The organism is Parafrankia sp. BMG5.11, assembly GCF_004337455.1.
In genome coordinates this window covers 136,079-157,639 of record NZ_SJXI01000077.1, presented here as the reverse complement: position 1 = coordinate 157,639, position 21,561 = coordinate 136,079, and the positions used below count along the sequence as shown (strand labels likewise).

Sequence of the window (21,561 nt, the reverse complement as noted above, 5' to 3'; positions counted from 1 at the left end):
GCGCGGGACACGAACGGAATGTTCGTCGTCCAGGGAATGTGCGACTCGCTCCGATCGGGCAGGGTGACAGCAACCGATTCGACGATCACGATCTGTGTTTGAGGTGTTGCCACGTGGATGTGGTTCAGGATGAGCCGGCGGCCGTCTTCGACGAGGAGCAAGCGGACGGGCTGCGTGCACGGCTGGTCGAGGGCCTGCTTTCGGGTGGGTGGATCCGGACGGCGGAGGTGGAGGCCGCGTTCCGGGCGGTGCCGCGGCACCTGTTCGCGCCCGAGGCGACGGTGGAGGCGGGATACGCCGACGATGTCCGTGCGGACGAAGTTCGACGCGGACGGGGCGACGATCAGTTCGGTGTCCGCGCCGTGGTTGCAGGCAACGATGATCGAGCAGGCACGCCTGGCGCCCGGGATGCGCTGCCTGGAACTGGGTTCGGGTGGGTACAACGCGGCTCTTCTCGCCGAGCTGGTCGGTCCGGCGGGCGAGGTGACCACGGTCGACATCGACCCGGACATCACCGACAGAGCCGCCCGCTTCCTCGCCGCGGCGGGCTACGACCGGGTCCAGGTCCTGACCCGCGACGGCTGGTACGGCGCGGCCGAGCACGCCCCGTTCGACTCGATCATCGTCACGGCACAGGCCGTGGACATCCCACCGGCGTGGGTCGACCAGCTCGTCGATGGCGGACGTCTCATCGTCCCGCTACGACTGCGCGGCCTCGGCCGCGGGGTCGCGTTCGAACGGCACGGCGACCGGCTGGTCAGCCGCGAGACGCAGATGTGCGGCTTCGTACGCATGCAGGGCGCCGGCGCGAACCCGCTGCAACGCCTCGCGCTGCGCGGCGACGAGATCGTCCTACGGTTCGACGGCAACTACCCGGCGAAGCCCGAGCTGTTCGACGGCATCCTCGACACCCCTCGCGTCGATACCTGGACCGGGGTGCGAATCCCGCCCGTGACCCCGTTCGACACATTGAAACTCTGGCTCGCGACGGTGTTCGACGGCTACTGCCAGATCGACGTCGCGAAGGACGCGGCGACGGAGCTCCTCGCGCCCGCCGGCCGCCCACCCGGCGACGCCATCGTCAACAGCACCAGCATCGCTTACCTGACCTGCCCGAAAATCGCCGAATCGCTCTACGAGTTCCGCGCCCACGCCTTCGGCCCCGACGCCACCACCCTCGCCGAGGACCTCGCCGACCAGGTGCGCACCTGGGATCGCGACCACCGCGACGGCCCCGACCCCCGCATCACCGCCCACCCCCTCGGGACCCCGGACCACGACCTGCCACCAGGCCGGACCCTCGACCGAGCCCACGCGCGCATCACCATCACCTGGCCACATCCAGCGGACCCGGACGCTACCTGTCACGGCTCCCGGCCGGCGCCGAGCTAGACCCGGCGACCTCGTCCCGGATGCGCAGGGTGGCCAGGTCGGCGGCGGCCCGGCCGAAGGCCAGCCCCTCGCGGTCGGTGCCGCTCACCGATTTTTCCACGATCTCCGGGAACATCGCCGCGACCGCCGCGCGGACGGACTCGTCCCGGGAGGCGAGCACCGGCAGGAGACGCGGGTCGCCCGCCTCGGCGACAGCCTGGGCGCTGGCCTGCTCCGTCGCGACGCGCAGTCGCTCACCGATGCGGGTCGCGAAGGCGGTGAGGAACGACTGGCGGAACGAGCGCGTGCGGGATCGTCCGTGGCGGTCCTGGCGGGTGCCGGCGTGCGTCATCGCCGTGGTCGCCTGGACCAGCAGCGAGGTGTAGAGCAGTTCCACCGCGTCGATGTCGGACGGGTAGCCGACGACAGTGCTCGAACCGAGATGCTTCGCCCACACCGCATGGCAGCGGTTCGCGCCGGCGATCACATTCAGCAGGATCGCTTTCGCCGCCTCGTAGGGGTTGTCGATGCCGATCCGCCGGCCGATCGGTTCCACGGTCGCTGTACGTTGCGCCGCCAGTAGCGCCTCGTCGATGCTGTGCCGTGCCATGAGCTGCTGGGCCTTGGCGGTCAGCGCCTCGGCCTCCTCTGCGAAGGATGTCGACTCGGCCTTCGCCAGCAGCGCACGGACCTTGTCCAGGAGGCCCTGGTCCACGCCGCCGCTCCCACTCCCGACTCCCCCAGCGCCACCCGCACCGCCGCGCCGCGCCGTGCCCGGCACGGGGCCCAACATCTGGATCACAGGAAGACCACGCAGGAGGTTGACCAGCTCGACGGCGTCGCCGAGCACCTCCGGACGTCCGCAGCCGTGCCGCGTACCCCAGGCGTCGAGCCAATGGTCGTCGTCGTCCCACCAGACGGTCGCGTCGAGGGCCCGCAGCTGCCCCGTCCACCGTTCGTCGACGGTGGACGGGGCGTACTGACGCATCTGCGCGGCGATCGCGTCCACGGCGAGCGCCGCCACCCGCACGCCGGCCCGCCTGCTCACAACCCGGTGCAGGTCAGCGGGCTGCCAGCCCGCCTCCCAGAGCATCTCGACGAGGCCGTCGAGCAGGGAGTCAAGACAGGTGTTGACGATCCGGTGGCCGCCGGCGCCTCCCGGCGGCGTGGCCAGGCTCGCCAGATGGTTCGCCAGCGCGGCGTCATCGCCCTGGTCATGGGCGTCCAGCGCGGCCGCGATCAGGGCCCGCGCCGACCGCAGGCTCAGCTCGCGCTGTTCACGCTCCCGGTCGTACCGACTCCCCGGTCCCGCCGCGGCCGCGCGACCGCGTTCCGCCCGCGCCTTCTGCTTGGCCCGGCGCTTCTCACGATTGCGTGTACTCATGATCCCTCCGTAGCGTTTCGCCGGGGAGCTCCCCAAACCGTCGATGACAGCTTCGTCCGCTCCGCGGCGACGAAAAACGACTCGGGTCTCACACCCACACACGGATCACAGCACCTCGTGACGCACAGCCCGCGCTGCCTCTGTTCGAACAGGCCGGCGTCGACTTCACCGCGGGCTCGGCGGCTTGCGAGCGGCGCTCGCGGGGATCTCGGGTCAGCCGTGCATGTCCATCATCAGGGCCTGGTACTCGTCGAACGGTCCGAGCCCGGCGGCGGCTCGCCGTTCGTCGAGACGGTCGGGTTCGGCGATCGGTTGGGGCTGCAGCTCACCCAAGCCGTCGGCTCCACGCCAGAACTGAGTGCCGTAGAGCTGTAGATCGCCGCGGGCACACCGGACCCGATCCGTCAGATACGCCAGGTCAACAGGGGACGCCACACCGGAGTCGACCGCCGCGGCCAGCAGATCCAGGCATTCAGTCTGGAAGACAGGATCGTGATCGGCGTGTTGAGCCAGCAGCCAGGCATCGTGCGCGCCCGCCTCGCCCACCAGGGAACTGTCCGGCCAGCCGTGCTTGGCGACAACGCTCCTCAGCCAGGCTGTGTTGTCCTCGTCGACCGCACCGAGCCTCGCGAGCTCGTCCTCGTCAGCGCCGTCACCGGGACGGGCTGGCCAGGCCCGACGCATCGCCTGGTCAGCTTCGACCCGCCGCGCCAACTCCACCCGCAACACCTTGTCCATACGTTCAGTGTGCAGGTGAGCGAAAAACGTAACAGCCCGGTCTGTTCGGACGGACGCAACAGACCCCAGCACCGGATGACGTCTCCGTGTCCGGACCCTGGCGGGCAGCTACCGGCGACGCCGGCCTGCCACCCCGGGAAGATCAGGAACGGACCACGCACAGTCCACACAACCAAGGTTCAGGACAGGCGCTCAGGCTTTCGGCGGCATCCCGCCCGCGGCGCCGTCCCCGGGGAGGTGGGTCCAGGGGTTGATGAGTGAGCCGCCCATGGGGGCGAAGTCGGATTCGTCGCGGGTGACGAGTGTGAGGCCGTATACCTGGGCCGTGGCGGCGATCAGAGCGTCGTGGGCCGGACGTCGGTTCGGCGCATGAAGCCGCGCCGCGGAGTCGGCGACGGCCTGGTCGACGTCGAGCATCCGACCCGTGTAGGCGGGTAGGACGCTGTGGTCCAGCCATGAGTCCAGGATCGCCGCCTGCCGCGGGTCGTGTCGTCGCTTGTTCTCGATGCCGGCGCGTAGCTCCAGCAGAGTGATGACCGAGAGGTAGGTCTCCGACGGCGACAAGGTCCCGGCCCAGGCGTTGAATCGGTCGTCCCTGCGCTTGGCGGGTTTGCGGAGCTCGGAGATGATGTTCGTGTCCAGCAGGAAGCTCACAGGTCGACCTCGCGCAGCGAGTCCCGAGGCCGCACAGGCTCGAAGTCGATCTCCTCATCCAGGACGAACGCGTCTCCCAGGCTGCCCGCGGTGCCCGTGAGCCTCTGGTAGTCGGCGAAGGACAACAGGACGTGCGACGGCCGACCGTGATCCGTAATGATCACTGGACCACGAATGGCTGCCCGTTTGACCGCACTCACGTCATGGTTGAACTCTCGGGACGAAACCACGCTCATCTCGATCACCTCCCCGCGTAGGTACATACCTACAGTACTTGCGGCAGGGTCCTTTCCATGGCCGCGCCTCGGCGCCCCAGGAGGAACCACGATCATCGCTCTCCCCGTCATGGCCTGGACCCCCGGCAAGCCAGCGCCTTCCCCTGGCCTCCCGCGGTCGTAGCGGCTCGTCGGCACGCGCCACTCAGCCCCGGCTGCCCCCCGAGCCGGTCAGGAAATGAAACACCGTGAGCAGGAACATCACAGTCGCCACGAAGGCGCATCCACCGCACTGGATCGCAGCCGGGAGGGACGCCTGATCCGCCATCCGCAGGATGCCGCCGACCAGTGCGACGATGACGCCGAGCAGCACGGCAATCGTGGCGAGGAGGATGCGCACAGTTCCCGGCGAGTTCGGCGGCACGGCACTCATCTGGGTTCCTCCGACAGGGTTCCGGTCATCAGCAGGCCGGCGACGAGATGGTCGGTAACGTCGGCCCGGAGCCCCTCGGCCGCATCCGCGAGGGCTCGATGGGCGGCGATCTGGTCGTCGAAGTCGGCGAGGACCGCGCCGATTCGCCGCTGCTCGGCGGGCGGCGGCCAGAGCGCGGGAAGCGAGCCGAGAGTCGTGGTACTGATGGAGGGAATCGCGGTAGCGGATTCGGAGCGCCTGGTGATCCACTCCTGCGCCGGCCGCGAGGACAGCAACGCCAGCAGGTACCCGGGATCCACGCCCTCGTACGCGCGCAGACGCATGAGGTTGGTACCAAGCAGCCAACCCACCTCGGCGGCACCCACCCGAGCGACGGGCCCGACCGAGCCGGTCCGAACGAACAGGATGTCGTCCTCCCACAGCGCGAACCGCGCCAGGCCCGCCGCCCCGGCGCGGGAGACCCGCTGCGGCGAACTCGTTCGGACACGCCGGTCCCGCAGGTCACGGGGCAGTACCACCGCGATCCCGTCGGCGGTGGTGGACCGGAGTTTTTTGATCACCTGGTTGGACGGGCCGGCCTGGATCGCGCACAGATCCCGCAGCACGGCACGCGACCAGCCATCAGGAAGATCGCTGGCTGCCGTGTCATCGCCTGCTGCCGTGTCACCGCTACGCAGGACGATGCCTGCGACCTTCTTGTCCGCGATGCGAGCGGCACGCGTCGGGCCCGCCAATGCCGTGGCCGGAGGCGGTGGGATCCGGGCGGTACAGCCGGGCGAGACGGCGGGCGAGACGGCGGGCGCCAGATGATCAGCGGGATCAAGCGAGTACCCCAGTCTTGTGATCTGGGCATTCGGCACGACGCGGGCCGCCCCGGCCTGGCCCATGGCCTCGGCGAGATCTGCCGTGCCTCCCGCCTGGTCCTGCCAAAGCTGGCGGCAGGCGGCGACGGCGTCGATCTCCGCCTCCGTGAGAACCCGCTGATTACCGAGCATGGGACCGGGCCCTCGCACCTCGACGAACAGCACATCGTCGCGGGCCGCGCCCGGGGCCCGCAGGCCCCACAGCATCACCGCCACCCGTGTCGTCGCGAAAAGCCGTCGCGGCAGCGCGACGACGAACTCGACGGCGCCGGTCTCGATCATCCGTTGCCGGATGAACTGTTCCCGAGGGTCATCGGACGCCGCCGCACGGTTCGGCATGAGCACGGCGGCCCGGCCGTCCGGCGTGAGCGACGCCAGTACGTGCTGTAGCCAGGCGTAGTTGTCGTTGCCCGGGGGCGGCGGCCCGAACAGCCAGTGCTCGTCCGAACGGCGCGCGGACGTCGCGTTGAACGGCGGGTTGGTCAGGACGAGATCAGCGAGCGGGCCCGGTGCGTCGCGCCAGGGTGTCTCCGAACCGGGCGTCAGCCGAACCCGGCCGTCGCTCAGGTTGACACCGATCTCAGCCAGCCGACACATGTCCGGATCGGGGCCGGCCGCGGACAGCTCACCCGACCCGCCCGCCTCACGCGCTCCTACGAGCAACTCGCCCGCCCGCACGTAGGGGTCGTGCACCCGGACGCGGTCACCCGACTTGACGAACAGCGTCGTGACCAGGTTCACCAGCGAGCGCGGGGTGGTCGAGGAGCGGCCATCCGGGCGGGCCCACAGGTCGTAACGGCTGAGCAGGTCACGGAACATTTTCGGCGGTAGAGCCTCACACAGCCGGGTGAGCTGTCCGACGTCCTCCACCGCCGGTCCGCCGAGCGCGCTGAAGGTACCGGCGGCTGCTTCGGGCGCCGACGGCAGCCCCTGAGCCCGGCGGGCCGCGTCGACCCGACGGCCTATTCCACTCATCAGCTGCCGCGGGTCGCTCTGATCGTCGGTCGCGACCCGCACATCGTCGCGCAGGCCGGCCCACGAGCCTGGATCTCTGTGGCGTAGGAAGAGCAGACCGAGCACGAAGTGGAGATAGGCGGCGCCCGAACCGCCGCCGCGGATGCGGCGCCCGAGCGGCCCGAAAATCTCCGTGAGCATCTCCTCGGCCGTGGTGCCATCCGCCTGCAGCTGCAGCTGCCGGCGCTGCTGCCCGCCCGCACCCGTACCCTTGTCGACCGACGGCCGTGCGGCGCGCCGCACCCGGTCGGCATAGGTGATGCCGTCGGGTTCACCGGCCCGGCGCTGGGCCTTGGGCACAGGCCGATCAGCCAGCCAGGCCAGCACCTCGCTGAGGCGGAAGCGTTCCATCCCTCCGTCGGCTTCCGGCCGGGGAAAGTCCGCGTGCCGGCCCTGCCAGATCGTCACCGTCTCCCGGCTGATACCCGCCCGCTGAGAGATCTCACGGCGGGTGACCAGCGGGTCGGCACCCGGGGCCCGCTCCCCCACACGGTCCGGAGACCCCGTGCTGTCTGAACGCATATGTGCATCGTGACGGGAGGGACCCGACGGCGGCAAATGCGCATCGCGATGCGCGCGATGAAGAACGAGCCCCTGACATGATGCACCGCTACGAAGGCGCTTGTTAACAGGGAATATGTAATCCACGATGCGACCCCGGACCGACGCGAGGGGGTTAACAGAAGGCTGGCCGATCCTGCCCTTCGCCGGCAGGAGAGAGCTCCCGAGTCGTTCGCGTAGCCATGCGGGCCCGACCGCGAGCAAGGTCAGGTCGGACAGGATCCGCTACGCCCGCATGACCGTCGCCCCGACGCTCGTCACCATGAGTCACCGCGACGAGGCATGTGCCGAGCTCGAGGACGTCCGCCGAATATGGCCGACGATCCCACCGGACCGGCATCGGGCTCATGACGTTCCTCGGATGTTCTGCAGGAACCTTCCCGACCCGTCGTCGAGGACCCAGAACGACCAGCCGTTGCGGTGCGGGCTGACGCTCGGCTTGTAGTGGCTGACCACGGCGCGAGCCGCGCCGGTCGGCGTCTTGAAGCTCTGTCCCCGCAGCGGCCCGGACGTGATGTCGATCCGAGACGTCTTCGGGTCGTACCTGGCCTGGGTGCGGTGCCCCTCGTAGTCGACGTACACCGCCACCACATCCACCACCTCCGAATGCTGCTCGCTCTCCTTGGATGTCTCTGTGGGTAACGTCGCCAGGCTCGCCTCAGCCACCAGGCGGGCCACCACTTCGCCTACCGTACAGCCACTTATGCGCGCGGCGAAGGCGAGCGAGCGATAGGTTTGATCGTCAACCTCTACCGAATGCGTCACGAAAACCTCCCTCCCCAGGAGCATAAGACAGCGGGAGGAGTTTACGCAAGATTTTTAAGCGGCGAGAGCTCGAGGTGCCTCCTTAGAGGGCCGCGGCGGGAGAACGGGACGCCGGCACCGACCTGGCGACGGATCCGCCCGACAAGCCGCCAGGCCCGTATGTCGTCGCCGTCGGCCGCGGGGCCGCCGGCGAACAGGAAGGTGAGCGCGGTGCGGACGGCCTCCCGTTTGCCACGCAGCACACGGGAATCGTCCTCCCAGGAGACCGTGAGGCAGCCGGGCCTGGGGGACGCGACCGTGGCGGCGAGGGTGACCTGCTCGAGTCCGGGATCGGCCGTCGCGGCGGGGTCCGGGGCGGATCCCGCTCCCGTGTCGAGCAGGGCCACACATCCGCCGATCAGCAGGCCCACCACAGCCGTGATCACGACAATGCCCACCGTGAGCCTGGCCGGTGGAACCCGCCTCTTCGGACGGGGATCGACCGGCGCCGGGGACAGGTCGGGCTCCGAAGGCGGTTCCGACTCCGGTTCCGGTTCCGGTGGCGGCGGCTCCGGCGGCGGCTCCGGCGGCGGCGGTTGCGGGGACGAGGGCGGCGACGCCGGCGGGGTCGACTTTCCCGCGAGGCCCGGGCCCGACCGGGCGATGGAAGCCGGAGCGGAGCCCGGCCTGCCGGGTACCAGGTCGAGGCGGCTCTCGGGAAGCTCCCGGAGCAGTCCGGGTAGTTCGCTCGCCGGCGGGCGAGCCGTGCCCGTCTTGGCGAGGCATCGGACGATAGGCGTTCGCGGTCCATTCGAGCGTGGCGATCGAAGCATGTAGATCGTTGCGGATCGAGTTCAGTGCGGTGGACACCACGAGCTGGTCGAGGGCCACCATGAGCGCCGCGGTCGACGTCAGCGCGAGCACCCACTTCTGCGTCCTGATCACCGATGCCTCCAGATCAGACTGTGTGCCAGTACTGACCGATCTCGACCCGGCGGTTCACCGATGTGGGTCGAAGAGGTCGCGACGCGGCGAAGACGGGAGGGCTGCCCGTGTCGCACGGTGTTCAGACGATTACGTGCCAATACCACCCATAATCACCCACGGCCATCAAAAATGGTCGACCGGCGGGGACCGTTGTTCCGTACGAACCAGCCGGTGGGACCTTCTACCTGCACGTTCGGGCGGGTCGACAAGCTCGTCGAGCCGCTCGGCGCGCAGGGCATCTCGAAGTCCCAGGGCTCGCAGCTCGCCGGCAAGCGTGTGGGCATCGACCCCCGGGCGACCCGCTGGACGACACGGCCGGCGTAGGCGGCCTGCGCGAGGACGAGGCCAAGCCGAGGGTCGCACAGCGGGGACGCCCCAGCCGCGTGACGACTGCCTGCGCCCCACGCGGCCGGGCGGGAGCGTGGGCGGACTCACGATACTGACCGCGCCGGCAGGGGTTGAGGTTCCGGCGCAACGGCAATAACGTGGTCGTTATCATGGTTGCATGTCCTGGGACGTCGTGGTCCACCCTGATGCAGTCGACGAGTTGGCCAAGCTCCCCGCCGACGAGCGCACGGCGATCGACAACGCCCTCGACAAGCTGCGAGAACGCGGCACGGATCTTCCGTTCTCACACACCAGTGCCGTCGTGGACGCCGACCATCTGTGGGAGCTACGCCCCCGAGGTGGCGACAGTCCGTGGCGGGCGTTCTACAGGCGGATGGGGGCAAAGCTCGTCGTCGTTGGCGCCAACGGACACCACGACAGGCGGAAGTACAAGCGGGCAGTCGCCCTGGCCGTGGAACGGCTCAACGATCTGAAGGAGGACTGATGAAGCTGTCGGAGCTCAAGACCCTCGACCAGGTCATCGAAGAGCACCGCCAGGACCCGGAGTTCCGCGAGGAGTGGGACGCGCTGGCGTTCGCCCGGAAGGTCGCCCACCAGGTGATCGCATATCGGGTCGAACACGGCCTCACGCAGCGGGCCCTCGCCGAGCAGGTCGGCTTCAAACAGCCCGCTATTGCGCGCTTGGAAATTGCCGAGACGCAGCCGCGGCTCGAAACGCTGGCGAAGCTCAGCAAGGCCACCGGTTTGACCTTTAACCTTCACGTCGCCAATGGAGCCGTCGAGATCGTTCAGGTCGCCTAGGCCGCGGCTACGGCCGCCGCTCGCGGCTTCACGTTCGTGTTCGACTCGACCGTGCTCACCGCCCTCTCCTACGCTCGGCCGTTGGTCGAACAGCTACTAACGCCCACACAGTGGGTGATCGACCGGCCGACGTCATCGTCGAGGGCGAGCAGGATTTTGCGCTACTACGACTCAAGTCCTGCCGCTTGCCGGGTGCGCGGATCTACGCGATGACGCAGGCCCACGGATCGCACGACGAGATCGACGAACTTCTCCGCATCCTGCCCGCAGACACGACCATGGAACTGGTTGAGGTCGGGCAAGCGAAGGAATACTGACTGCTCGCTGGGTGCGGGGCGGACGCATCCACCCGCGCCCAGCAGGGAAGGGCCGCACGGGCAGGCAGAACAGCGCCGCGCTCAGCGGGGCGACATCACGAAACCGGCTGACAGGTCAGTGAACGTCCCGTAACCTGCCGGAGGTGGTCGGTCACGGGCGAGGGATGGCGGATGCTTGATGCCAACCAGCATCAGGGCAAGTTCGGCGAGGACTACGTGCGCGTCCTGGCCTCCGCTGCCGGCCTGATCGTCCTGAAGGAGGACATCGACGCCGCCGGAGGGAACCGACACACGGAGTGACACCCAGATATGAGGAGTACGCCGAATACGCGCCAGTCGAACACGCGACTCTGCCAGTCTCGACCCCGGAATACGGCTGCGGATCGTCCCTGCTCCCGCCAGCTCGCACCGGTGGCGGGCACAGCTTGATCTGATTCACGACAGCGGCGCTGCCTACGACGACCACGACCGGTGCTGGTACCTGCCCCTCACCGAGGACCTCATCGCACCTGGCACGCTCGATGCCCTGTTTCGCGCCGCCGCTGACTATCGCACCCGTATCACCACGCAGTGATCCACAATCCCGTCAAGATATGTATCTCATATCGCGTTAAGTAATTATATGAGGCCTTAGAGTGACGTAGTCCTTTTGCCTACCTGGTAGATGACATGGAGGCAGAACGACTCCCTGTGGTTGATCTCGATGAGCGTGAACGGCATCGCTGGTTGTTGACCCGTCGCTACTGGACTGGCTGGACCGGCAGCAGCCCGGTCCCGTCCGCGGAAGCGGTCGCGATGGTGGCCACAGTCGCCTCGACGACCGTCGATACGGCCCCGCTCGCCGACGACATCTACGCGGCCCTGGCGCTGCTTGCCGACGCCCGGGAGACTCTGGACTACTGCGAGCTGGTCCTGCTGGACGCCGGCCGCCGCGCCGACCTGACCTGGAAGACCCTCGGCGGCGCCCTCGGCCACACCACCCCGGCAGCCCGCTCGGCCACCTCCACCCGGGCCCGGCGGCTCTTGGCTCGCTGGCCGGGCTACCACCCCCAGCTTCCCCGGGGCCTCCACCGCTGATCGCCACGGCAGCACACGGACACCGTCCCTCCCACCAGCAGGGCGGCTGCGGCGAGTGCAGGACGGCGCCACACCAGCATCGCGACCGAGTTGTCCCACCGAGGGAACAGGCATCGCCTCTTGCAGTGCGGTGCACGAACGCGGTGGCCACGGGAGTAGATACGGGTGCGTACCCGTATCCTCCGAGGGGAGTGGGAGGAGTCCACCTGTGGCCGATGCGAACGTGCGTATCCCTGCCGATGCCCGCGACCGGCTTGCCGAGGTGGCCGCGTCTGACAGAACATCACGCTGCCGTTGGGCGAGCGGCCGATCTGGTGGCACGTGTTGATGTCGCGCAGGTACCCGAAGGAGAACGCCTGGGCCCGCTGGGCGGGTGTGCCGTGCGCGTCCGGCGCGGACGCCGACTCCTGGTCGAACCAGCCGCCGCGGGGTGTCGCCCAGGCTGAAGAACAGCATCGCCCCGCTCATCGCGTCGTTGAGCGTGAGCCGGCCCGCGTCGCCCGCGAACCGGGTCTGCGTGTCGGCCAGACAGTCCGCCTGGTTCTCCTCCGCGCGGGAGACCGCGCCGAGGGTCCCGCCGATCCGGTCGGCCCGATGGCCGAGCTCGTGCATGAGTACGAACGCCGGGTAGGAGGCCCCGCCGATCTCGGACAGCTCGGTCATGAAGTCGACGCTGTCGTCGAGGGGGCAGTACAGGGCGTTGTTCGCGAACACTGGGGATCGTCGACGTCCTCGGCGCAGGCGATGTCAGGCATCTCGCCGTTCTTGTACGCGACGGACCGGGGCTGCGTCCAGGCGTCGCCGAGCTGGTCGTGCCAGTAGGTGTTCACCGCACCGGCGCAGCCCGCCGGTTCGGAGACCAGCGCCTCGACATCCTCGACGGTCTCGACCTTCCCGCCGCACGCCTGAGCCTCGGCGGCCTGGGTGTCGGCAGCCTCGGCGGTCAGCGCTCCGGTCTGTGTCCGGGCCTGGGCCTGCGTCATCGTGGGTGATCCTCCCGAGGGCTGCAGCGAGACCGAGCCGCTGGCGCTCCGGAATCCCGCGCACCCCGCAAGCAGGCAGGCGGAGAGGATAAACACGGCCATAACCGCACATCTGACGCGCAGGACGATCACCGTAGAGGCCAGCGGGCCCCGTTGGCGGCGTCGGTCGTCCCGCTGACAGCCGGACCGGCGCCCCGGTGCCGGTCCGGTGATCCGCGTCGGTCCAAGGGGGAGCGGCCCAGCGATCGAAACCCCACTTGGGACGCTGACGCGCGGACAGTGGGGGTGCGATGTGACAGTTGTCCCGTGTCTGCTCCGGGGGGCACGGACGGGCCACCCGCCCGGACCGTGTGGTCCGCGCGGGTGGCCCTGATGTTCCAGCCGGGGCCGTCAGCCCGTCCCGGTGACGCGGGCCGTATCGGCCCCGAGGGCTGCCCGGTCGGCCCGGCCCTGGTGGGTCCGGCCTGCCCTGGTCAGGAGCGGCAGGAAGCGCCGCTGCAGACCGCCAGTTCGTCGAGACGGGTGTCGAGCTCTGCGACGAGTTCGGCGTTCTGCTGGTGACCGGCGGGGGTGGCCAGCAGGTTCGTCAGCTGGTACGGGTCGGTGGACAGGTCGTAGAGCTCGCGCTCGTGGACCTCCGTGCGGTCGGTGTCGTACCACCGGACGTAGGTATAGCGCTCGGTGCGCAGCCCACTCCACGGGGGAACGTCGAAGTAGTGGGCGATCGGGTCACCGGTGAACTCCGGCGCCTCGATCTCGGCGCCGGGCACCTGCTCGGCGGCGATGCCGTCGACGCCCAGCGGACCCGGACCGGCGTACTGGCCGATCAGGTCGGTGCGCCACGACTGCGGTTCCTCACCGCGCAGCAGCGGGGCGATCGACATGCCGTCCATGTCCTGCGGGACGGGAACCCCGGCCAGCTCCAGGAACGTCGGAGCGATGTCGTGCAGGGCGACCATGTGGTCGTCGGTGCCCTTGACGACGCCCGGGCCGGCGACGACCAGCGGCACCCGCAGCGACTCCTCGTACGGAGCCATCTTGTTGATCAGTCGGTGCGAGCCGAGGTTGTAGCCGTTGTCCGAGGTGAAGACCAGGTAGGTGTTGTCGAGCTCGCCCGTCTCGCGCAGCGTGTCGACGATGCCGACGACCATCTCGTCGAACGCGTAGAGCGAACCCATCCGGTCCTGGTAGTCGCGGTCGTTGGTCAGGTTCACCTGGGCGGAGCGCACATTCGCGCTCGTGCGCAGCCAGGCGGGCTTGTCGCTGAGGTCCTCCTCCTGGAAGTTGGGCGTCTGCGGCGCGGCGTCGTCCGCGAACGGGTTGTCGGCGTGCCGCGGCGCGGGCGGCAGCGGCAGGTGCGGCGCCGTCGACGCCGCGTAGAGCATGAACGGCTCGTCCTCGGCCGCCGCGCGTTCGAGGAAGTCCACCGACTTGTTCGCGACGACGTCGGTGGAGTAGTTGGCGGGATCGTCGTTTCCTCCGTACTGAACGATCGTCCCGTTCTCGTTCAGCGCGTAGTTGTAGCCCGTGTAGAAGGCGTTGTCGACGCTGCCGTACCACTCGGTCCAACCGGGCGGAACATGGTTGGGGTCGTCCTCGATGCCGTTCATGTACTTGCCGACGAGCGCCGTGCGGTACCCGCCGTCCTCGAGGTACTTGGCGAACGTCTTGTCCTCGTTGCCGTTCGCCTCGAAGGTCGCCCAGCCGCCCTGGTCACCGCTGTTCGTCAGAACACCGGTGTTGTGCCCGTACTTGCCGGTGAGCAGCGTGCCGCGGGCGGGGCAGCAGATGGGAGTGGGCGCGAAGCTCTCGGTGAACGTCAGGCCGTTGTCGCGCAGCAGCGCGGCGGTGTTCGGCATGGCGTCCCAGTAGGGCGACGTGGTCGCGTCGAGATCGTCGGCGGGGATGAAGACGAAGTTCGGGCGTTCCCCTTCCGCTGCCGCGAGAGCGATTTCGGACGGCGTTCCACCGCCCCCGCCGCCCGCTCCGGCGAGCACTGTGACCCCGAGGGTCGCCAGGCCCAGCATGCCCGCGATCCCCACCTTGGCGCGCGGTCCGAGACGTCGATGTCGTCCGGGCACGTCATCACTCCTTCGTGTCTGGTGTGCGATCGGCCAGAAATGCGTGCCGCCGTGCAGGCGGCACAGCCACGATCGCGCACAAGATTGCGAGGAGTTCGTCAGGAGTGTGTGCGCTCCATGTGAGAGCGGGCAGCGCGGTCAACCGCTCAGCAACCGGATTCACCTCCCACTGTCAAGTACCGGGTTTGATGGAGGCTCGGTTGTCACGCGCCGGCGGGCTGCCGGGCGTCCTCGATCTTGTGCTGGGCGGCCGCGTAGGCGGCTTCGTACTCCGCGGGCGGGACCATGTTGATCTCCCCGTGGAGCCTTCGGTGGTTGTACCAGTCGATGTACTCGGCGACGGCAACCTCAAGATCGGCGTGCCCCGCCCACGGTCCTCTGTTGCGGATCAGCTCAGCCTTGAACAGCGAGTTGAACGCCTCCGCCATGGCGTTGTCGTAGGAATCGCCGACCGAGCCCACGGAGGCGACGGCCTCCGCCTCGGCCAGGCGCTCGGTGTACCGGACGGCGACGTACTGACCGATTCGATGCGGTGGAAGTAGCCGGCTGGCTTGAGAAGCAGAGGAGCGAATAGCACCGGGAATCCACTGCCAGCCAGGAACCTCCGGCCCGCGAGGCAACGATAACCAGTTGCGGCGAGAGAACCAGTCAGCCCGTGGCGCGAACACCGGGCAACAGAAATCCCTGAAGTAGAAACGACCCCCGGCACCTGGTCAGGTGCCGGGGTCGTTCGGATTTTCGGTGAGGAGTTCGGATTTTCCGGTGCCGGAGCTGACCGACGGTGCCGTCAGGCGACCGTCGGCCGCCCCGACATGGTCAGGAACCTCCCCGTGTCGATCCGCAGTCGCACGGGCTGACGAGCCACGTCCGCCGCGAGGCAACGTTCGGGTCGATGATCCCGGTCATCGCCTCCACGTACCGCACGGCGAGCATGGCCGAGGGCCGGTGGCGTAGCGGTGACGGCTGGCCGTCGGACTCGACGAACATCAGGTGCACCGGCCCCGGATCGTCGCTCGCAAGAATGACGACCCGGGCGCCCGTCGTCGCGCCCATGGCCCTACTCACCGGTGAAGGCGCCGAGGGCCGCTCCGACGGCGCTCAAGTCGGCGTCCTCGTCATCGTGGCCGATGACCTTGAACGACAGCTTGCCGTCCATCATCGACGCCAGGATGCACGCGATGGGCAGCGTGCGCAGTGCGGCCGCGAGCGTCGCGGGGTGGATGCCGTCCGGGACGGTCACCGTGACGTAGTGGTAAGGGCCTGTTCCTTCCTCCTCAATCGTGAGCGTGGTGTTGGGGGTGCTCCCAGCGCTGGCGCTGCGCGCGGGAGCTGACAACATGTCGGACACGGTGTCGACCTCCTACAAGGGTCGGTGCCGAGGGCCGTCCCCAGTGCTGACTCACCGGGGGCGGCCCGACCTCTTTCGGGCTACTGGGCACGCTACACGCGCTCTTCCACCATCGGTAGTCCTAGGGTGGTAGTCCCTAGGTTGGTAGCGGTGGGCCGGCTGATCACCATCTCCGAGGTGCAGGAGCTACTGCGCCCGTCGTCACCGGACGGGCACCTCTCACGCCGACGCGCGGACCAGATCACGAGGAAGGCGGGCTTCCCAGAGCCTGCACAGAAGACCCCGGCCGGCCGCTTCTGGGACGAGGACGACGTCCAAGCTTGGATCGTGGCAAACCGCTCGTCGGACGACACCGACTCCGCCATCGGATAAGCACGCCCGACCTCGGCGGTGCGATGATCGTCGGATGCGGGTTCGCCGGGGTGTTATCGGTGATGCAGAGCAGGTCGCCAAGGTGCATGTCCTTGCCTGGCAGGCCGGGTACCGCGGGCTGCTGCCGCAACCGCTTCTGGACGGGCTACACCCCACACAGCGCCTGCCTCGGTGGACGACGACCCTGAGCCAGGCCACCTGGCCGACCCGAGGCACTCTGGTTGCCGCCGATGCCGGTGACATCCTTGGCTTCGCGGACCTGTGTCCCACCCAGAACGACGACCAGGAAGCGGACCAGGTAGGAGAGATCCTCTCGTTCTACGTCCTGCCCGCCGCTTGGGGCCAAGGCGTGGGACGGCACCTGATGGCCGCGGCGATGGACACGTTCGACTCGGCGGGCTTCACGTCCGCAACCTTGTGGGTGCTGGAGACGAATCTTCACGCAAGGCGGTTCTACGCTCGCCTGGGTTGGGAGCCGGACGGTGCCGTGCGGGACGAGATCGTCGGCGGCGCAGCGATCCGTGACGTTCGATATCAGGCGCACAGCTCGGTCGGTGAGGGCCGGCGCGCGAAGGTCAGCGCACCCGCCGCGCGCCATGGCAGACCCCGCACGGACCGACCGGGGCGGGGGCACTAGCGGCAGACGACGAGCGGCATCGAAGATTAAAGATGACCGTCGACAGCTTCGCAAAGCGTGGGGTTACCGTGGGGTTTGCGATCTTCGGGGCTTACCCGGCAACGCCGAAAATTGCTGTCTACCAGGGATTTTAGTGGGGCGGGTGGGGCTCGAACCCACGACCGACGGATTATGAGTCCGCTGCTCTAACCGGCTGAGCTACCGCCCCGGAGCTGCGCGCCACCCGACCTCGGCTGGGGCGCACCACGGGCAAGCATATCCGGGTGATCGGGCTGCGGCAGCGCGAGCGCATCCGGCGATCTCAGGCAGATCACACCCGACAGTCCTCACCGCGGCCGACCCGTTGTTCCCATCGGTGAGCCGTCGCCGGCAGCCACCCGAGGACGTCGTGGGGGCACCCGCGCCCGGCTCGTCGCCGAACGGGTGCAGTGGCCGGGCGGGGCCGCCTCAAGCGGTGCGCGCCACCACCAGCCCGGATGGTCAAGGGTTCGGGCCGGCCAGAAAGGAGATGACGTCGGGGAACGCTCGGACGTCCTGGGCGAAGAAGGTGTGGCCGCCCTCGTAAGTGCGCAGCGTGGCGGTGGGGATCCGGCTGGCGATCGCCTCGCTGTTCGCGGCGGGCGCGATTCCGTCGTAGCGGCCACAGGCGACCAGGGTCGGGCAGGTGATCGCGCCGAGCCGGTCGAACACGTCGTGGTGTCGGCGGGCCTCAAGCTGCGCGGTCTCCCCGCGTCGCTGCTCGTCGGTACGCGGCGTTGAGGCACGCCCGGCCATGCCGTCCGCCGTCATCCGGTCGGCGGGATGCGAAGCCAGCCATTCGGGGGTGAAACGCGAGTCAAGCAGCCGCGGTGCCAGCGCCGCCCGTTCGGCGGGGCTGAGCCCGTCGAGCTCATGGAGGGGGTAGGACGATCCGCCGGCGCCGCCGGCCGACGTGCACAGCAGCGCCAGCCGCTCGATCCGAGCCGGCCAGGTTACGGCCAGTTCCTGGGCGACCATCCCGCCGAAGCTGATGCCGACGACCCGGCATCGCTCCCAGCCGACCTGGTCGAGCAGGCTGGCGGCGTCCGCCGCGTAGTCGGCCATCGAGTAGGGGCCGGGTGGTACCGCGGTCCTGCCCAGGCCGCGCTGGTCGTGGGCGAGCAGGTCGAAGTGTTCGGCGAACGGGGCGAGCAGCCGTCCCGTCGTCGCCAGTGTGGTTCCGGAGCCGTTCAGGTAGAGCAGTGCCGGGCCGGCGCCGCGCCGTTCGTAGTAGATCTCGATTCCGTTGGCTGTCACCGTGGGCATCGGCCCCTCCCCCGCTTCGCCGCCCTCGGTGTCTCCGGCGGATTTACTCCCAACGTGGTCCGGTCAGTCCGGTCCGGTCAATGCGATCCGGCCTGCGCGAATCTCCGAGCCGGGAACGGGCGAAAACGCTGGGCGTCGCCCACCTGCTCGCCGCGCGGTTGTCCGGCGTCACCGTCGGCGGTGGCCGGTATCGTGAAGGCGCAGGGCGAGTCAGCTCTGCCGGCGGTGGGGCCCGCCGTCCTCGCGCCTGGGGAGAACCGCGACGGCGTCGCCAACGGTCCCTGCCAGTAGCTGTTTCCGCTGGTAGGAGGCCCGCCATGTCCGAACCCGTTGCCCGTCCCGGCCGCTCGGACGTCGATGCTCCGCGGCCCGTCGTCCGGCCCGGCGGGGCATCCGAAACCGTGGCTCGGCCCGTCGACCCCGATGTCGATCTGTCCGATCCCGAGGAGCGGGCGGAGCTGCGGCCGAGTCCCTGGCCGGTTCTCGCGGCCATCGCGGCCGGTGGTGTGCTCGGCGCGCTCGCCCGGCATGGCCTGGTTGTGGCCTTCCCACACGAGGCGGCCGATTTCGACCGGGCCACGTTCGCGATCAACACGTCCGGCTGCCTGCTCATCGGCGTGCTCATGGAGCTGGTCGGGAGCGTCTGGGCCGGGCGCCGGCTGGTCCGGCCGTTTCTCGGCGTGGGCGTGCTCGGCGGCTACACCACGTTCTCCGCCTACGTCGTGGACGTCGAGCGTGCCGTCGAAGCGGACGCGCCCGGCACCGCCCTTCTGTTCCTCTTCGCGTCCCTCGCCGCCGCGCTCATCGCGGTCGCCGTCGGTTCAGGTCTCACCGCGCGGCTGCTGCGCTCCCGTGACCGCACCCGTGACCGCACCCGTGACCGCTCCGGTGACGGCTCCCGTGGCGGCTCCCGTGACCGCTCAGCTGATCGCCTCCGCGGCGCCGCTCACGGGGCTGGCGAAGTGCGGGGTGGACGGTGACGGTGCTGCTGGTCGCGCTCGGAGCGGCGGTCGGGGCGCCGTTGCGCTACCTCACCGACCGGGCGGTCCAGAGCCGTCACAGCTCGGTTTTCCCGTGGGGCACCCTGACCGTCAACACCGCCGGGTCCCTGTTGCTCGGGTTCCTGGTCGGCCTGCCGGCGTCGTCCGAGGTACTGTCCGTCGCCGGTACGGGGCTGTGTGGCGCGCTGACCACCTACTCGACGTTCAGCTACGAGACGCTGCGGCTGGCCAGGGACTGGACCCATCGCCACGCCGTCGCCAACGTCGTCGTGAGCCTGACCGTGGGTCTCGCGGCCGCCTTCGCCGGGGTCGCGCTCGGGCAGGCGGTCGGCGGGTCCGCGGGCTGACCCGGGCCCGGCAGCGCCTCTGGACCCGGGAAAGTCACCTGCCTTAGATTGCGGTCGACCGATTGAACGCAGTCCGGAGAAGCAGTCCGGAGGAGCGGAGCCGTCCATGACAACGGAAGGCACCGCGCAGGCGGGGCAAACGGGGCGAACAGGGCACGCGGGGCACGCGGGCGATGAGCGGGACCCCGCGCAGGCAGACGACGAGCGGGATGCGGGACGCACCGGCGTGGCCGAGCGCGTGTTCCGGGAGGTCATGGCCACCGAGGCACCACCGGCACTGACTCCGTTCGAGGCGGCGGCGCGGGACTTCGTCTTCGGCGAGGTGTGGCGGCGTCCCGGGCTGAGCCGGCGGGACCGGCGGTGGGTGACGCTGACCTGCGTCGCGGCGGCCGACGCGCCCGGTCCCATCGACGCGCACGTCTATGCCGCCCTCAGCAGCGGTGACATCGAGATCGCGGAGATGCTCGAGTTCGTCCTGCACTTCGCGGTCTACTGCGGCTGGCCGAAGGCGTCCCACCTCGAAGGGGTCGTCGGCCGGCAGTGGGCGCGGGTCCAACGGGAGCGGGGGGTGGAGCCGACGGGATGGCCCCCGCTGGACGTCCCCTCGTTCGAGACCGGCGACTGGAACGCGCGGTTGGAAGGGGGCAGGGCCGAGTTCACCGACGTGAATCTGATGCCGGCGCCACCCGCGGACACGCCGTACCGCCAGGCCGGGATCCTGGGTTTCGTGTTCGGCAACGTCTGGCGGCGGCCCGGTCTCACCCGCCGGGAACGCCGGATCATCACCGTCGCCTGTGTGGGGATCGACGACTCCCCGATGCCGCTGCGGACGCACGTCGACGTGGCGTTGCGCTCCGGCGACCTCACCAGCGCGGAGATGGATGAGATCGTGCTGCAGTTCGCCGTCTACTACGGTTTCGCCAAGGGCGAGGCCCTCAGCGACGCCGCGGCCGCCGCTGTCACTACGGCCGCCGCTGTCACTACGGCCGATGCTGTCACCGCCACCGAAGCGGGCCCCGCGGGAAGTCCGCACCTGGAGGAAAAACGATGAAAGATCAGCGTCGAGGCCGCAAGATCGCCATGAGCCCGGCCGAGGTCGATGCGTTCCTCGCCGAGGAGCGAACCTGCCGGGTGGCGACGACCAGCGCGGACGGGCCGCATCTGACGCCCCTGTGGTTCGTCTGGGACGGGCAGGCGCTGTGGCTCAACTCGGTCGTCAAGAGCCAGCGCTGGACCGATCTCGAACGTGACCCGCGGGTGGCGATCGTCGTGGACACCGGTCACGAGTTCACCGAGCTGCGCGGGGTGGAGATCCGCGGCCGGGCCGAAAGCGTCGGCGAGGCGCCCCGGGTTGGCACCCCCGACCCCGGCCTGGCCACGCCGGAGCTGCTCTACGCCCGCAAGTACGCCGGCCGCGACGAGATGCACTACGACGGCCGGCACGCCTGGCTGCGGGTGACCCCGGAGAAGATCACAAGCTGGGACTTCCGGAAGATGTGACCGGCGGCTGGACGTCGGCATCGGCATCGACATCCACGCACGGTTGTCGCGCGCGGGCGTCAGAGTGCGGAGAAGGCCACCTCGGTTGACTTGATCAGTGCGGTCACGGGCAGGCCCGGGGCAAGCTTGAGCTCGTCGACGGCGGCGCGGGTGATCGCCGCGGTCAGCTCGATGTCCGTGCCGAGGTCGATGCGGACGAGCGCCATCGCGCCGCCGGTGTCGATGCCGACCAGCGTCCCGCCCAGCCGGTTCCGGATGGTCAGGCCCGACGTCTCTCCCGTGGCGAGCGAGACGTCCGTCGACTTGACCAGCACCTCGACCGCCGAGCCGATGCCGATGCCGACGTCCTTGATGGCGTCCATGGTGACGGCCGATGTCAGGGTGTCGCCGTTCGCGAGGGCGATGCGGACAGTGCCCATGACAGCACCATCCGTGATATCAGCGACGGTGCCAGCCAGCCGATTACGGATGCTCAAGGTCATGGCTGGACATTAACGGCGT

The 21,561-nt window shown here is 69.4% G+C and carries 26 protein-coding genes, 1 tRNA gene and 2 pseudogenes; 13 read left to right on the top strand and 16 right to left on the bottom strand.

What is annotated here, in order from left to right:
- Window positions 1–303 precede the first annotated feature (303 nt).
- Complete coding sequence (gene fxlM, locus E0504_RS39145) at window positions 304–1,392, top strand: methyltransferase, FxLD system (RefSeq protein WP_243657822.1); 1,089 nt, start codon at window positions 304–306, stop codon at window positions 1,390–1,392.
- On the opposite strand, the gene E0504_RS39140 is transcribed toward fxlM, so the two are convergent.
- The 8 genes from E0504_RS39140 to E0504_RS50810 form a co-directional block, all read right to left on the bottom strand.
- Window positions 1,358–2,755: a DUF2786 domain-containing protein gene (locus E0504_RS39140; protein WP_131626876.1), complete on the bottom strand. Its 1,398-nt coding sequence runs from the start codon at window positions 2,753–2,755 to the stop codon at window positions 1,358–1,360. The genes fxlM and E0504_RS39140 overlap by 35 nt on opposite strands.
- A gap of 213 nt (window positions 2,756–2,968) precedes the next feature.
- On the bottom strand, window positions 2,969–3,475 hold the full coding sequence (locus E0504_RS39135; protein ID WP_243657821.1) for a DUF6624 domain-containing protein: 507 nt from the start codon (window positions 3,473–3,475) through the stop codon (window positions 2,969–2,971).
- Between the two features lie 210 nt (window positions 3,476–3,685).
- Window positions 3,686–4,147 carry a type II toxin-antitoxin system VapC family toxin gene (locus tag E0504_RS39130; RefSeq protein ID WP_112108776.1) on the bottom strand — a complete coding sequence of 154 codons (462 nt, stop codon included), beginning with the start codon at window positions 4,145–4,147 and terminating at the stop codon, window positions 3,686–3,688.
- Complete coding sequence (locus tag E0504_RS39125; RefSeq protein ID WP_112108781.1) at window positions 4,144–4,383, bottom strand: type II toxin-antitoxin system Phd/YefM family antitoxin; 240 nt, start codon at window positions 4,381–4,383, stop codon at window positions 4,144–4,146. Before E0504_RS39125 ends, E0504_RS39130 begins: the two co-directional genes overlap by 4 nt.
- A 184-nt stretch (window positions 4,384–4,567) precedes the next feature.
- Window positions 4,568–4,795: a hypothetical protein gene (locus E0504_RS39120; protein ID WP_131626874.1), complete on the bottom strand. Its 228-nt coding sequence runs from the start codon at window positions 4,793–4,795 to the stop codon at window positions 4,568–4,570.
- Complete coding sequence (locus E0504_RS39115) at window positions 4,792–7,194, bottom strand: N-6 DNA methylase (protein WP_112108778.1); 2,403 nt, start codon at window positions 7,192–7,194, stop codon at window positions 4,792–4,794. The genes E0504_RS39120 and E0504_RS39115 overlap by 4 nt, the downstream gene beginning before the upstream one ends.
- A 384-nt stretch (window positions 7,195–7,578) precedes the next feature.
- The gene (locus tag E0504_RS39110; protein ID WP_131626873.1) at window positions 7,579–7,998 is read right to left on the bottom strand and encodes a hypothetical protein; all 420 of its coding nucleotides are present in this window, start codon (window positions 7,996–7,998) and stop codon (window positions 7,579–7,581) included.
- A 41-nt stretch (window positions 7,999–8,039) separates the two neighbouring features.
- On the bottom strand, window positions 8,040–8,423 hold the full coding sequence (locus E0504_RS50810; protein WP_165938749.1) for a hypothetical protein: 384 nt from the start codon (window positions 8,421–8,423) through the stop codon (window positions 8,040–8,042).
- Between the two features lie 712 nt (window positions 8,424–9,135).
- Between E0504_RS50810 and E0504_RS50805 the strand changes: the two genes are divergently transcribed.
- The 6 genes and pseudogenes from E0504_RS50805 to E0504_RS39075 all read left to right on the top strand — a co-directional run bounded on the left by E0504_RS50805 (window position 9,136) and on the right by E0504_RS39075 (window position 11,507).
- Window positions 9,136–9,288, top strand: coding sequence for a hypothetical protein (locus tag E0504_RS50805; protein ID WP_160144360.1), 153 nt, complete (start codon window positions 9,136–9,138; stop codon window positions 9,286–9,288).
- Window positions 9,289–9,469: 181 nt separating this feature from the next.
- A complete protein-coding gene (locus E0504_RS39095) occupies window positions 9,470–9,796 on the top strand; it encodes a type II toxin-antitoxin system RelE/ParE family toxin (RefSeq protein WP_131626872.1) in 327 nt (108 codons plus the stop codon).
- Entirely contained in the window at window positions 9,796–10,113 is a 318-nt protein-coding gene (locus E0504_RS39090) for a helix-turn-helix transcriptional regulator (protein ID WP_112108780.1), read from the top strand. Before E0504_RS39095 ends, E0504_RS39090 begins: the two co-directional genes overlap by 1 nt.
- A gap of 110 nt (window positions 10,114–10,223) precedes the next feature.
- Complete coding sequence (locus E0504_RS39085) at window positions 10,224–10,430, top strand: hypothetical protein (protein ID WP_112108507.1); 207 nt, start codon at window positions 10,224–10,226, stop codon at window positions 10,428–10,430.
- 171 nt (window positions 10,431–10,601) lie between these two features.
- A pseudogene (locus E0504_RS53710) lies at window positions 10,602–10,709 on the top strand (DUF4365 domain-containing protein); the annotation flags it as partial.
- A 411-nt stretch (window positions 10,710–11,120) separates the two neighbouring features.
- A complete protein-coding gene (locus E0504_RS39075; protein WP_131626871.1) occupies window positions 11,121–11,507 on the top strand; it encodes a hypothetical protein in 387 nt (128 codons plus the stop codon).
- A 659-nt stretch (window positions 11,508–12,166) separates the two neighbouring features.
- Here E0504_RS39075 and E0504_RS53705 read toward each other — a convergent pair.
- The 5 genes and pseudogenes from E0504_RS53705 to E0504_RS39050 form a co-directional block, all read right to left on the bottom strand.
- Window positions 12,167–12,490, bottom strand: coding sequence for a hypothetical protein (locus E0504_RS53705; RefSeq protein WP_306769307.1), 324 nt, complete (start codon window positions 12,488–12,490; stop codon window positions 12,167–12,169).
- Window positions 12,491–12,963: 473 nt separating this feature from the next.
- The gene (locus tag E0504_RS39065) at window positions 12,964–14,571 is read right to left on the bottom strand and encodes a sulfatase-like hydrolase/transferase (RefSeq protein WP_243657820.1); all 1,608 of its coding nucleotides are present in this window, start codon (window positions 14,569–14,571) and stop codon (window positions 12,964–12,966) included.
- Window positions 14,572–14,774: 203 nt separating this feature from the next.
- Window positions 14,775–15,089, bottom strand: a pseudogene (locus tag E0504_RS39060) (integrase core domain-containing protein); the annotation flags it as partial.
- Between the two features lie 298 nt (window positions 15,090–15,387).
- Window positions 15,388–15,624: a hypothetical protein gene (locus E0504_RS39055; RefSeq protein ID WP_112108504.1), complete on the bottom strand. Its 237-nt coding sequence runs from the start codon at window positions 15,622–15,624 to the stop codon at window positions 15,388–15,390.
- 4 nt (window positions 15,625–15,628) lie between these two features.
- On the bottom strand, window positions 15,629–15,910 hold the full coding sequence (locus E0504_RS39050; protein ID WP_235014710.1) for a hypothetical protein: 282 nt from the start codon (window positions 15,908–15,910) through the stop codon (window positions 15,629–15,631).
- A gap of 159 nt (window positions 15,911–16,069) precedes the next feature.
- On the opposite strand from E0504_RS39050, the gene E0504_RS52690 reads away from it, so the two are divergent.
- Window positions 16,070–16,291, top strand: a complete 222-nt coding sequence (locus E0504_RS52690; RefSeq protein WP_243657819.1) for a hypothetical protein — start codon at window positions 16,070–16,072, stop codon at window positions 16,289–16,291.
- Between the two features lie 34 nt (window positions 16,292–16,325).
- A complete protein-coding gene (locus E0504_RS39040) occupies window positions 16,326–16,928 on the top strand; it encodes a GNAT family N-acetyltransferase (protein ID WP_131626870.1) in 603 nt (200 codons plus the stop codon).
- Between the two features lie 134 nt (window positions 16,929–17,062).
- Here E0504_RS39040 and E0504_RS39035 read toward each other — a convergent pair.
- Together E0504_RS39035 and E0504_RS39030 are read right to left on the bottom strand one after the other, a co-directional pair.
- Window positions 17,063–17,136 (bottom strand) — tRNA-Ile (locus E0504_RS39035).
- Between the two features lie 272 nt (window positions 17,137–17,408).
- Window positions 17,409–18,212, bottom strand: coding sequence for an alpha/beta fold hydrolase (locus tag E0504_RS39030; protein WP_131626869.1), 804 nt, complete (start codon window positions 18,210–18,212; stop codon window positions 17,409–17,411).
- 317 nt (window positions 18,213–18,529) lie between these two features.
- Here E0504_RS39030 and E0504_RS39025 point away from each other — a divergent pair, with 317 nt between their 5' ends.
- The 4 genes from E0504_RS39025 to E0504_RS39010 all read left to right on the top strand — a co-directional run bounded on the left by E0504_RS39025 (window position 18,530) and on the right by E0504_RS39010 (window position 21,060).
- Window positions 18,530–19,192 carry a CrcB family protein gene (locus tag E0504_RS39025; RefSeq protein ID WP_131626868.1) on the top strand — a complete coding sequence of 221 codons (663 nt, stop codon included), beginning with the start codon at window positions 18,530–18,532 and terminating at the stop codon, window positions 19,190–19,192.
- A complete protein-coding gene (gene crcB, locus E0504_RS39020; RefSeq protein ID WP_071059970.1) occupies window positions 19,189–19,560 on the top strand; it encodes a fluoride efflux transporter CrcB in 372 nt (123 codons plus the stop codon). Before E0504_RS39025 ends, crcB begins: the two co-directional genes overlap by 4 nt.
- 253 nt (window positions 19,561–19,813) lie before the next feature.
- Window positions 19,814–20,611 carry a carboxymuconolactone decarboxylase family protein gene (locus E0504_RS39015; protein WP_235014708.1) on the top strand — a complete coding sequence of 266 codons (798 nt, stop codon included), beginning with the start codon at window positions 19,814–19,816 and terminating at the stop codon, window positions 20,609–20,611.
- Entirely contained in the window at window positions 20,608–21,060 is a 453-nt protein-coding gene (locus tag E0504_RS39010) for a pyridoxamine 5'-phosphate oxidase family protein (protein WP_020459053.1), read from the top strand. The genes E0504_RS39015 and E0504_RS39010 overlap by 4 nt, the downstream gene beginning before the upstream one ends.
- A 59-nt stretch (window positions 21,061–21,119) precedes the next feature.
- On the opposite strand, the gene E0504_RS39005 is transcribed toward E0504_RS39010, so the two are convergent.
- A complete protein-coding gene (locus tag E0504_RS39005) occupies window positions 21,120–21,542 on the bottom strand; it encodes a molybdopterin-binding protein (RefSeq protein WP_112108497.1) in 423 nt (140 codons plus the stop codon).
- Between the last annotated feature and the right edge of the window lie 19 nt (window positions 21,543–21,561).

Bases quoted from the DNA above. Each gene is read 5' to 3' on its own strand.
- E0504_RS39095 (WP_131626872.1), top strand. From the start codon at position 9,470: ATGTCCTGGGACGTCGTGGTCCACCCTGATGCAGTCGACGAGTTGGCC.
- E0504_RS39010 (WP_020459053.1), top strand. From the start codon at position 20,608: ATGAAAGATCAGCGTCGAGGCCGCAAGATCGCCATGAGCCCGGCCGAG.
- E0504_RS39025 (WP_131626868.1), top strand. From the start codon at position 18,530: ATGTCCGAACCCGTTGCCCGTCCCGGCCGCTCGGACGTCGATGCTCCG.
- E0504_RS53705 (WP_306769307.1), bottom strand. From the start codon at position 12,490: ATGACGCAGGCCCAGGCCCGGACACAGACCGGAGCGCTGACCGCCGAG.
- E0504_RS39120 (WP_131626874.1), bottom strand. From the start codon at position 4,795: ATGAGTGCCGTGCCGCCGAACTCGCCGGGAACTGTGCGCATCCTCCTC.
- E0504_RS39005 (WP_112108497.1), bottom strand. From the start codon at position 21,542: ATGACCTTGAGCATCCGTAATCGGCTGGCTGGCACCGTCGCTGATATC.
- E0504_RS39040 (WP_131626870.1), top strand. From the start codon at position 16,326: ATGCGGGTTCGCCGGGGTGTTATCGGTGATGCAGAGCAGGTCGCCAAG.
- E0504_RS39090 (WP_112108780.1), top strand. From the start codon at position 9,796: ATGAAGCTGTCGGAGCTCAAGACCCTCGACCAGGTCATCGAAGAGCAC.
- fxlM (WP_243657822.1), top strand. From the start codon at position 304: ATGTCCGTGCGGACGAAGTTCGACGCGGACGGGGCGACGATCAGTTCG.
- E0504_RS39015 (WP_235014708.1), top strand. From the start codon at position 19,814: ATGGCCACCGAGGCACCACCGGCACTGACTCCGTTCGAGGCGGCGGCG.
- E0504_RS39115 (WP_112108778.1), bottom strand. From the start codon at position 7,194: ATGCGTTCAGACAGCACGGGGTCTCCGGACCGTGTGGGGGAGCGGGCC.
- E0504_RS39140 (WP_131626876.1), bottom strand. From the start codon at position 2,755: ATGAGTACACGCAATCGTGAGAAGCGCCGGGCCAAGCAGAAGGCGCGG.
- E0504_RS39030 (WP_131626869.1), bottom strand. From the start codon at position 18,212: ATGCCCACGGTGACAGCCAACGGAATCGAGATCTACTACGAACGGCGC.
- E0504_RS39055 (WP_112108504.1), bottom strand. From the start codon at position 15,624: ATGGGCGCGACGACGGGCGCCCGGGTCGTCATTCTTGCGAGCGACGAT.
- E0504_RS39050 (WP_235014710.1), bottom strand. From the start codon at position 15,910: ATGTTGTCAGCTCCCGCGCGCAGCGCCAGCGCTGGGAGCACCCCCAAC.
- E0504_RS39125 (WP_112108781.1), bottom strand. From the start codon at position 4,383: ATGAGCGTGGTTTCGTCCCGAGAGTTCAACCATGACGTGAGTGCGGTC.